The organism is Citrobacter sp. ABFQG (genome assembly GCF_004322975.1).
GTDB classification, from domain to species: Bacteria; Pseudomonadota; Gammaproteobacteria; order Enterobacterales; family Enterobacteriaceae; genus Citrobacter; species Citrobacter freundii.
The window spans coordinates 234,856-247,441 of record NZ_CP036435.1 but is presented as its reverse complement, the minus strand read 5'-3'; the positions used below and the strand labels follow the sequence as shown (position 1 = coordinate 247,441).

Here is a 12,586-nt window from a genome sequence, read left to right as displayed (position 1 = left end):
AGTGAATAATAACCTGCCCACAGACGCTATCGCTGCGGCGATAGCGGTTCTGAAACAAGAAAAAGTCATCGCCTATCCAACTGAAGCTGTTTTCGGTGTCGGTTGCGATCCCGACAGCGAAACGGCTGTTACCCGTCTGTTAGAGTTAAAACAACGCCCAGTCGATAAAGGTTTAATTTTGATTGCGGCAAGCTTTGACCAGCTTAAACCCTATATCGACGATAGCATGCTCACCGAGGCCCAACGTGAGGCTGTGTTCGCCCGTTGGCCTGGGCCTGTTACTTTCGTTTTCCCGGCGCCCGCGACTACGCCTCGTTGGTTGACCGGTCGTTTTGACTCGCTGGCCGTGCGTGTCACCGATCATCCGCTGGTGGTTGCATTGTGCCAGGCTTATGGCAAACCATTAGTCTCTACCAGTGCTAATCTGAGTGGCTTACCGCCTTGCAGAACGGTTGAGGAAGTCCGTGCGCAGTTTGGTACAGACTTTCCTGTGGTTGAGGGGGAGACCGGAGGCCGTTTGAATCCTTCGGAGATCCGTGATGCTCTGACGGGTGAACAGTTTCGACAGGGGTAATATGAAAGAAGCCTATGCTGTTTTTGGTAATCCGATAGCGCACAGTAAATCGCCCTTTATTCATCAGCAATTTGCAGAGCAGTTGAAGATTGATCATTCCTATGGGCGTGTACTGGCGCCCATCAATGATTTTGTGAATACACTGAACGCTTTTTTTGCTGAGGGCGGGAAGGGGGCAAATGTCACTGTGCCTTTTAAAGAAGAGGCGTTTGCACGTGCTGATGAACTAACGGAGCGGGCATCGCTTGCTGGAGCGGTCAACACCCTTAAACGGCTGGAGGATGGGCGTTTACTGGGAGACAACACGGATGGTATCGGCTTATTAAGCGATCTTGAGCGTTTATCTTTCATTCATCCCGGATCGCGAGTTCTGCTGATTGGTGCGGGTGGTGCATCCCGTGGAGTTTTATTACCTCTTCTTTCTATGGATTGTGCGGTGACTATTGTTAACCGTACCGCTTCGCGTGCTGAAGAACTGGCACAAATCTTCTCCCACACCGGCAGCGTGCAGGCGGTGGGAATGGACGATCTTGAAAATTGCAGTTTTGATTTGATCATCAATGCCACATCCAGCGGAATGAGCGGTGAGATACCAGCTATTCCAGCATCTCTTATCCACCCTTCGGTCTATTGTTATGACATGTTTTATCAGAAAGGGAACACACCGTTTCTTTCCTGGTGTGTTTCGCATGGGGCGAAACATTATGCCGATGGCCTGGGGATGCTGGTGGGGCAGGCTGCGCATGCAGTTTTACTTTGGCATGGCGTTTTGCCACAGGTGGAGCCTGTCATAAAAAGCATGCAACAGGAATTGTCGGCATGAATCAGGCGATCCAGTTTCCCGATCGGGAAGAATGGTGCACGGATGTTAACGCCGTTGTGTTTCCAGCGATGGTTCATGGTATGCAGTTAACATGTGCCATATCTGGAGAGATTATGGCGTCCCGCTTTGGCGGCGACACGCCTGAGCAGTGGTTGGAAATATTTCAACAGCATCGCTGGGATCTGGAAGAAGAAGCTGAAGCATTGATCCAGGCCCAGCAGGAAGATGCTCAAGGTTGGGTGTGGTTACTCTGACTTAAATACTCGTCTTTCCACTTAACATAGTTGTTAGCTGAATATTGTAAGCCTGCTTTCTCTTCATCGCTTAATGGACGGATTTGCTTAACCGGGCTTCCCAGGTACAGATATCCGCTTTCCAGGCGTTTGTTTTGTGGAACCAGGCTACCAGCCCCAATCATAACGTCGTCTTCTACGACTACGCCATCCAGCAGAATCGATCCCATGCCGACTAATACACGGTTGCCAATGATACAGCCGTGTAGCATGACTTTATGACCAACCGTAACGTCCTCACCCACGATCAGTGGATTACCCTGCGGATTAGACGTGGATTTATGCGTGACATGGAGAACGCTGCCGTCCTGGATGTTTGTACGGGCACCAATTTGTACATAGTTAACGTCGCCACGAATGGCAACCAGTGGCCAGATTCCGACATCATCAGCTAAACGAGCATCACCAATGACGACACTACTGGTGTCGATCATCACGCGATTTCCGATCTGTGGGAAAAGATCCTTATAAGGACGCAGTACATCAGACATGTTTACCTCAACGAAAATAGAGCAGTAATGAAGACTTTGGTTGGATTATTGAGACTGTGCAAGTGGTTTAGCTATCAAAAATCAGTCAAATTGCGCAGGAATGTAGCGAAAGGGGTGAAAAACAAGCATTCAGCAAAAAAGATCCAAAAAACACTTGTGCTAAAAAATGGGATCCCTATAATGCGCCTCCATCGACACGGCGGATGTGAATCACTTCACGCAAACAGCTGGTTCGGTTGAAGAGAAAAACCTGAAAATGAGGGTTGACTCTGAAAGAGGAAAGCGTAATATACGCCACCTCGCGACAGAGCGCTAAAGCGCGTCGCAACTGCTCTTTAACAATTTATCAGACAATCTGTGTGGGCACTCGAAGATACGGATTCTTAACGTCGCAAGACGAAAAATGAATACCAAGTCTCTGAGTGAACATACGTAATTCATTACGAAGTTTAATTCACGAGCATCAAACTTAAATTGAAGAGTTTGATCATGGCTCAGATTGAACGCTGGCGGCAGGCCTAACACATGCAAGTCGAACGGTAGCACAGAGGAGCTTGCTCCTTGGGTGACGAGTGGCGGACGGGTGAGTAATGTCTGGGAAACTGCCCGATGGAGGGGGATAACTACTGGAAACGGTAGCTAATACCGCATAACGTCGCAAGACCAAAGAGGGGGACCTTCGGGCCTCTTGCCATCGGATGTGCCCAGATGGGATTAGCTAGTAGGTGGGGTAACGGCTCACCTAGGCGACGATCCCTAGCTGGTCTGAGAGGATGACCAGCCACACTGGAACTGAGACACGGTCCAGACTCCTACGGGAGGCAGCAGTGGGGAATATTGCACAATGGGCGCAAGCCTGATGCAGCCATGCCGCGTGTATGAAGAAGGCCTTCGGGTTGTAAAGTACTTTCAGCGAGGAGGAAGGCATTAAGGTTAATAACCTTAGTGATTGACGTTACTCGCAGAAGAAGCACCGGCTAACTCCGTGCCAGCAGCCGCGGTAATACGGAGGGTGCAAGCGTTAATCGGAATTACTGGGCGTAAAGCGCACGCAGGCGGTCTGTCAAGTCGGATGTGAAATCCCCGGGCTCAACCTGGGAACTGCATCCGAAACTGGCAGGCTAGAGTCTTGTAGAGGGGGGTAGAATTCCAGGTGTAGCGGTGAAATGCGTAGAGATCTGGAGGAATACCGGTGGCGAAGGCGGCCCCCTGGACAAAGACTGACGCTCAGGTGCGAAAGCGTGGGGAGCAAACAGGATTAGATACCCTGGTAGTCCACGCCGTAAACGATGTCGACTTGGAGGTTGTGCCCTTGAGGCGTGGCTTCCGGAGCTAACGCGTTAAGTCGACCGCCTGGGGAGTACGGCCGCAAGGTTAAAACTCAAATGAATTGACGGGGGCCCGCACAAGCGGTGGAGCATGTGGTTTAATTCGATGCAACGCGAAGAACCTTACCTACTCTTGACATCCAGAGAACTTAGCAGAGATGCTTTGGTGCCTTCGGGAACTCTGAGACAGGTGCTGCATGGCTGTCGTCAGCTCGTGTTGTGAAATGTTGGGTTAAGTCCCGCAACGAGCGCAACCCTTATCCTTTGTTGCCAGCGGTCCGGCCGGGAACTCAAAGGAGACTGCCAGTGATAAACTGGAGGAAGGTGGGGATGACGTCAAGTCATCATGGCCCTTACGAGTAGGGCTACACACGTGCTACAATGGCATATACAAAGAGAAGCGACCTCGCGAGAGCAAGCGGACCTCATAAAGTATGTCGTAGTCCGGATTGGAGTCTGCAACTCGACTCCATGAAGTCGGAATCGCTAGTAATCGTGGATCAGAATGCCACGGTGAATACGTTCCCGGGCCTTGTACACACCGCCCGTCACACCATGGGAGTGGGTTGCAAAAGAAGTAGGTAGCTTAACCTTCGGGAGGGCGCTTACCACTTTGTGATTCATGACTGGGGTGAAGTCGTAACAAGGTAACCGTAGGGGAACCTGCGGTTGGATCACCTCCTTACCTTAAAGAACCTGCCTTTGTAGTGCTCACACAGATTGTCTGATGAAAATTAGCAGTAAGAAAATCTCTGCAGGCTTGTAGCTCAGGTGGTTAGAGCGCACCCCTGATAAGGGTGAGGTCGGTGGTTCAAGTCCACTCAGGCCTACCAAATTCGCTTCCGTGCTGTGTTACGGCGATGCTCGCATACTTTAGTATGCTTCGCACCACCGCGCCTTGCCCGGAAACGAATTAGGGTACAGAGATTAGCATTTACGATGGGGTTATAGCTCAGCTGGGAGAGCGCCTGCCTTGCACGCAGGAGGTCTGCGGTTCGATCCCGCATAGCTCCACCATCTTTACTGCAAAAACACAAGAAAACTTCAGAGTGTACCTGAAAAGGTTCACTGCGAAGTTTTGCTCTTTAAAAATCTGGATCAAGCTGAAAATTGAAACGACACACTGTTTCATTTCTCCGTAATAAGAAATGAAAAATGGTGTGTTCGAGTCTCTCAAATTTTCGCAACACGATGATGAATCGAAAGAAACATCTTCGGGTTGTGAGGTTAAGCGACTAAGCGTACACGGTGGATGCCCTGGCAGTCAGAGGCGATGAAGGACGTGCTAATCTGCGATAAGCGTCGGTAAGGTGATATGAACCGTTATAACCGGCGATTTCCGAATGGGGAAACCCAGTGTGATTCGTCACACTATCATTACGTGAATACATAGCGTAATGAAGCGAACCGGGGGAACTGAAACATCTAAGTACCCCGAGGAAAAGAAATCAACCGAGATTCCCCCAGTAGCGGCGAGCGAACGGGGAGCAGCCCAGAGTCTGAATCAGCTTGTGTGTTAGTGGAACGGTCTGGAAAGTCCGACGGTACAGGGTGATAGTCCCGTACACCAAAATGCACAGGTTGTGAACTCGAAGAGTAGGGCGGGACACGTGGTATCCTGTCTGAATATGGGGGGACCATCCTCCAAGGCTAAATACTCCTGACTGACCGATAGTGAACCAGTACCGTGAGGGAAAGGCGAAAAGAACCCCGGCGAGGGGAGTGAAAAAGAACCTGAAACCGTGTACGTACAAGCAGTGGGAGCATCCTTTTGGGTGTGACTGCGTACCTTTTGTATAATGGGTCAGCGACTTATATTCTGTAGCAAGGTTAACCGTATAGGGGAGCCGAAGGGAAACCGAGTCTTAACTGGGCGTTAAGTTGCAGGGTATAGACCCGAAACCCGGTGATCTAGCCATGGGCAGGTTGAAGGTTGGGTAACACTAACTGGAGGACCGAACCGACTAATGTTGAAAAATTAGCGGATGACTTGTGGCTGGGGGTGAAAGGCCAATCAAACCGGGAGATAGCTGGTTCTCCCCGAAAGCTATTTAGGTAGCGCCTCGTGAATTCATCTTCGGGGGTAGAGCACTGTTTCGGCTAGGGGGTCATCCCGACTTACCAACCCGATGCAAACTGCGAATACCGAAGAATGTTATCACGGGAGACACACGGCGGGTGCTAACGTCCGTCGTGAAGAGGGAAACAACCCAGACCGCCAGCTAAGGTCCCAAAGTCATGGTTAAGTGGGAAACGATGTGGGAAGGCACAGACAGCCAGGATGTTGGCTTAGAAGCAGCCATCATTTAAAGAAAGCGTAATAGCTCACTGGTCGAGTCGGCCTGCGCGGAAGATGTAACGGGGCTAAACCATGCACCGAAGCTGCGGCAGCGACACTATGTGTTGTTGGGTAGGGGAGCGTTCTGTAAGCCGTTGAAGGTGTGCTGTGAGGCATGCTGGAGGTATCAGAAGTGCGAATGCTGACATAAGTAACGATAATGCGGGTGAAAAACCCGCACGCCGGAAGACCAAGGGTTCCTGTCCAACGTTAATCGGGGCAGGGTGAGTCGACCCCTAAGGCGAGGCCGAAAGGCGTAGTCGATGGGAAACAGGTTAATATTCCTGTACTTGGTGTTACTGCGAAGGGGGGACGGAGAAGGCTATGTTAGCCGGGCGACGGTTGTCCCGGTTTAAGCATGTAGGCGGAGGTTCCAGGTAAATCCGGTACCTTTTTAACGCTGAGGTGTGATGACGAGGCACTACGGTGCTGAAGTAACAAATGCCCTGCTTCCAGGAAAAGCCTCTAAGCATCAGGTAACACGAAATCGTACCCCAAACCGACACAGGTGGTCAGGTAGAGAATACCAAGGCGCTTGAGAGAACTCGGGTGAAGGAACTAGGCAAAATGGTGCCGTAACTTCGGGAGAAGGCACGCTGATATGTAGGTGAAGTGATTTACTCATGGAGCTGAAATCAGTCGAAGATACCAGCTGGCTGCAACTGTTTATTAAAAACACAGCACTGTGCAAACACGAAAGTGGACGTATACGGTGTGACGCCTGCCCGGTGCCGGAAGGTTAATTGATGGGGTTATCCGTAAGGAGAAGCTCTTGATCGAAGCCCCGGTAAACGGCGGCCGTAACTATAACGGTCCTAAGGTAGCGAAATTCCTTGTCGGGTAAGTTCCGACCTGCACGAATGGCGTAATGATGGCCAGGCTGTCTCCACCCGAGACTCAGTGAAATTGAACTCGCTGTGAAGATGCAGTGTACCCGCGGCAAGACGGAAAGACCCCGTGAACCTTTACTATAGCTTGACACTGAACACTGGTCCTTGATGTGTAGGATAGGTGGGAGGCTTTGAAGTGTGGACGCCAGTCTGCATGGAGCCATCCTTGAAATACCACCCTTTAATGGCTGGTGTTCTAACGTGGACCCGTAATCCGGGTTGCGGACAGTGTCTGGTGGGTAGTTTGACTGGGGCGGTCTCCTCCTAAAGAGTAACGGAGGAGCACGAAGGTTAGCTAATCCTGGTCGGACATCAGGAGGTTAGTGCAAAGGCATAAGCTAGCTTGACTGCGAGAGTGACGGCTCGAGCAGGTGCGAAAGCAGGTCTTAGTGATCCGGTGGTTCTGAATGGAAGGGCCATCGCTCAACGGATAAAAGGTACTCCGGGGATAACAGGCTGATACCGCCCAAGAGTTCATATCGACGGCGGTGTTTGGCACCTCGATGTCGGCTCATCACATCCTGGGGCTGAAGTAGGTCCCAAGGGTATGGCTGTTCGCCATTTAAAGTGGTACGCGAGCTGGGTTTAGAACGTCGTGAGACAGTTCGGTCCCTATCTGCCGTGGGCGCTGGAGAATTGAGGGGGGCTGCTCCTAGTACGAGAGGACCGGAGTGGACGCATCACTGGTGTTCGGGTTGTCATGCCAATGGCATTGCCCGGTAGCTAAATGCGGAAGAGATAAGTGCTGAAAGCATCTAAGCACGAAACTTGCCCCGAGATGAGTTCTCCCTGAGACTTTAAGTCTCCTGAAGGAACGTTGAAGACGACGACGTTGATAGGTCGGGTGTGTAAGCGTAGCGATACGTTGAGCTAACCGATACTAATGAACCGTGAGGCTTAACCTTACAACGCCGAAGATGTTTTGGCGAAGAGACGACATTCAGCTTGATACAGATTACATTAACCGGCGAAAAGCGGGTTAATAACAGAATTTGCCTGGCGGCTGTAGCGCGGTGGTCCCACCTGACCCCATGCCGAACTCAGAAGTGAAACGCCGTAGCGCCGATGGTAGTGTGGGGTCTCCCCATGCGAGAGTAGGGAACTGCCAGGCATCAAATTTAGTGTGCTGATATGGCTCAGTTGGTAGAGCGCACCCTTGGTAAGGGTGAGGTCCCCAGTTCGACTCTGGGTATCAGCACCAGTTTTTCGGTTAAAGTTCGGCACTTAGAAAAGAATTTGTCTGGCGGCTGTAGCGCGGTGGTCCCACCTGACCCCATGCCGAACTCAGAAGTGAAACGCCGTAGCGCCGATGGTAGTGTGGGGTCTCCCCATGCGAGAGTAGGGAACTGCCAGACATCAAATAAAAGCGAAAGGCCATCCGAAAGGATGGCCTTTTTGCGTTTATACGCGGAAATAAGCCGGAACTGTATCCGGCATATGGCTTTAATGAATAACCTGCGATAAAAACGCACGAGTGCGTTCAGATTTGGGGTGAGCAAAAAACTCATCCGGTGGTGCCTGTTCCACAATCTCGCCAAGATCCATAAAGATCACCCGGTCAGCTACTGTGCGGGCAAAGCCCATTTCATGGGTTACACATAGCATGGTCATGCCCGATTGTGCCAGACCTATCATGGTATCCAGCACTTCTTTTACCATTTCAGGATCCAACGCTGATGTGGGTTCATCAAATAACATGATTTTGGGTTTCATACACAGCGAGCGTGCAATGGCCACGCGCTGTTGTTGTCCACCAGAGATTTGCCCGGGATATTTATGCGCATGTTCGGCAATGCGGACCCGCTCGAGGTAGTGCATTGCCAGTACTTCAGCCTCTTTTTTCGGCATCTTTTGCACCCAGATAGGCGCCAGTGTGCAGTTTTGTAGGACAGTTAAATGAGGAAAGAGATTAAAGTGCTGAAAGACCATGCCAACTTCTTGTCGGACGCGCTCAATATTGCGTATGTCTTCATTGAGTTCAATCCCATCCACCACAATGCGTCCTTGTTGATGCTCTTCCAGATGGTTAATACAGCGGATAGTTGTCGATTTACCCGAACCGGAAGGCCCGCATAATACGATGCGCTCTCCCTGTTTTACCTTCAGGTTGATGTTTTTCAGGACGTGAAACTGTCCGTACCATTTGTTGACGTTTTCCAGCGTAATCATCGCGTCGGTAGACGGCATTAATAATTGGCTCATAAATTCCTCAGTGCGGTGTACGCCCGGTGTTAAAACGTTTTTCCAGATGTTGGCTGTAACGCGACATACTGAAACAGAAGATCCAGTAAATCAGTGCAGCGAAAACATATCCTTCTGTCGACATACCCAGCCACGCAGGGTCCACAGTTGCTTGCTGCACGCTACTGAAGAGATCAAACAGACCGATGATAATGACCAGACTGGTATCCTTGAACAGGGCGATAATCGTGTTAACCAGGCCAGGGATAACCAGCTTGAGGGCTTGCGGAAGAATGACCAGCCCCTGAGTTTTCCAGTATCCTAACGCAAGTGATTCAGCGGCTTCATACTGACCTTTTGGTAGGGCTTGTAACCCTCCGCGAACCACTTCTGCGACATAGGCCGACTGGAAAAGAATAACGCCGACCAGGGCCCGGATAAGCTTGTCGATACTGGTTCCTTCGGACATAAACAGAGGAAGCATGACCGAGGACATAAACAGAACGGTAATCAACGGCACACCGCGCCAGAACTCAATGAAAATGACGGATAAAACCCGCACGACTGGCATATGGGAACGACGTCCCAGCGCCAGTAAAATGCCCCATGGAAGCGCGCCTGCAATCCCCACGGATGCGATAATTAGCGTCAGTGTTAATCCACCCCACTGCCGGGTTTCTACGCGCTCCAGCCCGAAAAAAACCCCGTACATCAGCCACCAAACCACCACTGGATAAACGACGGCCCAGACGGCGATATAGCGGCCACGATGCGGGATTGTTTTCAAGAACATGGGAACGATAGACAGCAAACCAATTATCAGGGCCAGATTTACACGCCAGCGCTGATCGTGGGGATAAAGTCCATACATGAATTGCCCGAAGCGTTCATGAATGAACACCCAGCAGGCTCCGGCTTTGGTGCAGTCTGCTCGGGTTGAACCTACCCAGTTGGCTTGAAAGAATACCCAGTTCAACAGTGGCGGAAGAAATGACCAAATCAGCCATATGCATAGTAGGGTGAGCAGGCTATTTGACCAACTGGAGAACAGGTTTTTACGTACCCAGAGTAGGCTGCGGCTTGCCGGATTACTGCGCTGGCGTGAGGGGTGAGACAGCAGGGTTTTTGTCATCATGGCTCCTTAGCGCTCAATCAGTGCAATACGGCGGTTATAAATATTCATCAGCAAAGAAATACTCAGACTAATGATCAGGTATACCGACATAGTGATGGCGATCGTTTCAATGGCTTGCCCTGTTTGATTGAGTACCGTGCCGGCAAACAGTGAAACCATGTCCGGATAGCCAATGGCGGCCGCAAGAGAAGAGTTCTTGACGATATTCAGGTACTGGCTGGTCAGAGGGGGAATGATGACGCGTAGCGCCTGTGGGATGATTACCTGGCGTAGTGTCACCGGATTTGGCAGACCCAGCGAGCGTGCCGCTTCATGTTGGCCATAAGGAACGGCCTGAATTCCCGCCCGAATAATTTCTGCAATAAATGCCGAGGTGTACACCGAAAGCGCCAGAGTCAGTGCCGCCAGTTCGGGAATAAGCACCATACCGCCACGGAAGTTAAAACCACGAAGCGCGGGAATGTCCCAGTGAAGCGCAGCGCCAAACATCCACTGTGAAATCACCGGTAAAAGTACGATCAACGCCAGAGCCATGGGCCAGGTCCGACGTAGTTGGCCGGTTTTGGTTTGATGCATTCTGTTGAAGCGAAATAATCCGATGGTGACGACAATAGCGATAACGACAGTGGTGCAAAAGGCAAAAAAACCTTCTCCCATTTGCGGGGCTGGTATATAGAGCCCCCGGTTACTCAGGAACATCAAATCCAGTGCGTTAACAGCCTGGCGTGGGCCGGGCAGGTTACGTAATACAGCGAAATACCAGAAGAAGATCTGCAGCAACGGCGGTATATTGCGGAACGTTTCGATGTAGATCGTCGAGAGTTTTCGCAATAACCAGTTATCTGACAGGCGTGCCAGTCCGAGAAAGAAACCGAGAATTGATGCGAAAACAATACACAATGCAGAAACTAATAGTGTATTGAGCAGGCCGACCACAAAGACACGACCATACGTATCGCCTTGCTCGTAATCAATCAGATGCTGGACAATACCAAATCCGGCACTGCGATCGAGAAAAGAAAACCCCGAGGTAATACCGCTATTGTTCAGGTTATTTATCGTGTTATGAATGAGATAGACCGCAATGCTGATAACCGCAATGACGGCGAGTATTTGAAATAACCAGGCGCGGACCGCAGGGTTAGAAAAGGATAACGATCCTTTTACGGTTGAGCGGCGATGGAACATAAGAAAACCTCAGTAACTATGACTCTGGGCTGAGCGCCGCAGTTGCGGCGCCCGTTACATCACTACGCATTAGCGCACCGGTGGCGCATATTGGATGCCACCGTTATTCCAGAGGTTGTTCTGTCCACGTTTGATCTTCAGCGGACTTTCCGATCCAACGTTACGTTCAAAGATCTCCGAATAGTTACCAACCTGCTTGATAATGTTGTAGGCCCATTTGTTATCAAGCTTCAGATCCTTGCCATAATCCCCTTCTTTACCCAACAGGTGAGCCATATCCGGAGTTGCCGGATTAGCCGCTTTTTCATCGACGTTTTTCGAGTTAACACCCATTTCTTCCGCATTCAGCATGGCGAACAGCGTCCAGCGAACAATGGAGAACCACTCATCGTCCCCACGACGTACGACAGGTCCCAGCGGTTCTTTAGAAATAACTTCTGGCAGGACGATCCACTCCGCAGGATTGCTCAGCTTGATGCGTAGGGCATACAGCTGAGACTGGTCGGAAGCCAGCGAATCGCAACGTCCAGATTCCAGAGCTTTGGCTGATTCATCCGAGCGGTCAAAGGTGACGGGGGTGTACTTCATATTGTTGGCTTTAAAGTAGTCGGCCACGTTCAGTTCGGTATCGGTTCCCGCCTGAATACAGACCGTTGCGCCATCCAGCTCTTTAGCGCTCTTCAGACCTGCTTTATTGTGGGTAAGAAAACCAATGCCGTCATAATACGTTACGCCAGTGAAGGACATACCCATACCGGCATCACGAGAGGAGGTCCACGTGGTATTACGAGAGAGCATGTCGACTTCACCAGACTGTAATGCAGTAAAGCGTTCCTTGGCGGTGAGCGGGGTATATTTTACTTTGCTATCATCGCCAAATACGGCGGAGGCAATGCCACGACATATATCAACATCAATACCCGAGAACTTGCCGCTTGCATCGGCATAAGAAAAGCCAGGCAAGCCGTCGCTGATCCCACATTGCACAAACCCTTTTTTCTTTACGGCATCAAGTGTTGCGCCGGCATGCGCCTGATTTGCAACAGCAAGCAGCACGCCGGCCGCAGCCAGGCTGGCGATTATCATCTTTTTCATAGAGCATCCTGTGTGGAGGAATTATTGTTATGGAAACGTTCTGAAAACGTCTTTTACCTGTCTGTGGCTTTGGCCATACTCTTTTAAGCAAAGGTAGTGCCAGTTTTTTGCGCCTGATTATTTGACGCAATATGCAGAGTGTAGACAGGAAAAAATAAATGCAGCGCCCTGAAGTGGTGCAAAATTGAAACGTAAGCCACATTTCGGCGCAAAAAATTTAAAAATCAGACAGGACGCGTGATAACGATTT

The 12,586-nt window shown here is 50.6% G+C and carries 8 protein-coding genes, 3 tRNA genes and 4 rRNA genes; 10 read left to right on the top strand and 5 right to left on the bottom strand.

The genetic code is table 11. The features are described 5' to 3' along the window. Position 1 precedes the first annotated feature (1 nt). The 3 genes from tsaC to WN16_RS01240 are packed head-to-tail and all read left to right on the top strand — an operon-like array spanning position 2 to position 1,651. Entirely contained in the window at positions 2-574 is a 573-nt protein-coding gene (gene tsaC, locus WN16_RS01250; protein WP_003031166.1) for an L-threonylcarbamoyladenylate synthase type 1 TsaC, read from the top strand. Position 575: 1 nt separating this feature from the next. After that, the gene (gene aroE, locus WN16_RS01245; protein WP_003842160.1) at positions 576-1,397 is read left to right on the top strand and encodes a shikimate dehydrogenase; all 822 of its coding nucleotides are present in this window, start codon (positions 576-578) and stop codon (positions 1,395-1,397) included. Further along, positions 1,394-1,651: a DUF1488 domain-containing protein gene (locus WN16_RS01240; protein WP_044702712.1), complete on the top strand. Its 258-nt coding sequence runs from the start codon at positions 1,394-1,396 to the stop codon at positions 1,649-1,651. The genes aroE and WN16_RS01240 overlap by 4 nt, the downstream gene beginning before the upstream one ends. Here WN16_RS01240 and WN16_RS01235 read toward each other — a convergent pair. After that, on the bottom strand, positions 1,627-2,181 hold the full coding sequence (locus WN16_RS01235; protein WP_003031171.1) for a gamma carbonic anhydrase family protein: 555 nt from the start codon (positions 2,179-2,181) through the stop codon (positions 1,627-1,629). The genes WN16_RS01240 and WN16_RS01235 overlap by 25 nt on opposite strands. A gap of 471 nt (positions 2,182-2,652) precedes the next feature. Between WN16_RS01235 and WN16_RS01225 the strand changes: the two genes are divergently transcribed. From WN16_RS01225 to rrf (WN16_RS01195), 7 genes are all read left to right on the top strand, one after another. Beyond that, positions 2,653-4,194: ribosomal RNA gene (locus WN16_RS01225) — 16S ribosomal RNA — on the top strand. Positions 4,195-4,265: 71 nt separating this feature from the next. Further along, positions 4,266-4,342 (top strand) — tRNA-Ile (locus tag WN16_RS01220). Positions 4,343-4,450: 108 nt separating this feature from the next. Beyond that, positions 4,451-4,526: transfer RNA gene (locus tag WN16_RS01215), tRNA-Ala, on the top strand. A 208-nt stretch (positions 4,527-4,734) separates the two neighbouring features. Next, a 23S ribosomal RNA gene (locus WN16_RS01210) occupies positions 4,735-7,642 on the top strand. Positions 7,643-7,732: 90 nt separating this feature from the next. Continuing rightward, a 5S ribosomal RNA gene (gene rrf, locus WN16_RS01205) occupies positions 7,733-7,848 on the top strand. Between the two features lie 14 nt (positions 7,849-7,862). Further along, a tRNA-Thr gene (locus WN16_RS01200) sits at positions 7,863-7,938 on the top strand. Between the two features lie 38 nt (positions 7,939-7,976). Then, positions 7,977-8,092 (top strand): 5S ribosomal RNA (rrf, locus tag WN16_RS01195). Together the 16S, 23S and 5S rRNA genes with 3 tRNA genes alongside form the textbook arrangement of a ribosomal RNA operon. An 88-nt stretch (positions 8,093-8,180) precedes the next feature. On the opposite strand, the gene WN16_RS01190 is transcribed toward rrf (WN16_RS01195), so the two are convergent. From WN16_RS01190 to WN16_RS01175, 4 genes are all read right to left on the bottom strand, one after another. Then, positions 8,181-8,939, bottom strand: a complete 759-nt coding sequence (locus tag WN16_RS01190) for an amino acid ABC transporter ATP-binding protein (protein ID WP_003025300.1) — start codon at positions 8,937-8,939, stop codon at positions 8,181-8,183. A 7-nt stretch (positions 8,940-8,946) separates the two neighbouring features. After that, complete coding sequence (locus WN16_RS01185) at positions 8,947-10,050, bottom strand: amino acid ABC transporter permease (RefSeq protein WP_044701358.1); 1,104 nt, start codon at positions 10,048-10,050, stop codon at positions 8,947-8,949. A gap of 9 nt (positions 10,051-10,059) precedes the next feature. Then, entirely contained in the window at positions 10,060-11,241 is a 1,182-nt protein-coding gene (locus tag WN16_RS01180) for an amino acid ABC transporter permease (protein ID WP_044701356.1), read from the bottom strand. Positions 11,242-11,310: 69 nt separating this feature from the next. Continuing rightward, a complete protein-coding gene (locus tag WN16_RS01175) occupies positions 11,311-12,336 on the bottom strand; it encodes an amino acid ABC transporter substrate-binding protein (RefSeq protein WP_044701355.1) in 1,026 nt (341 codons plus the stop codon). Positions 12,337-12,586 lie beyond the last annotated feature (250 nt).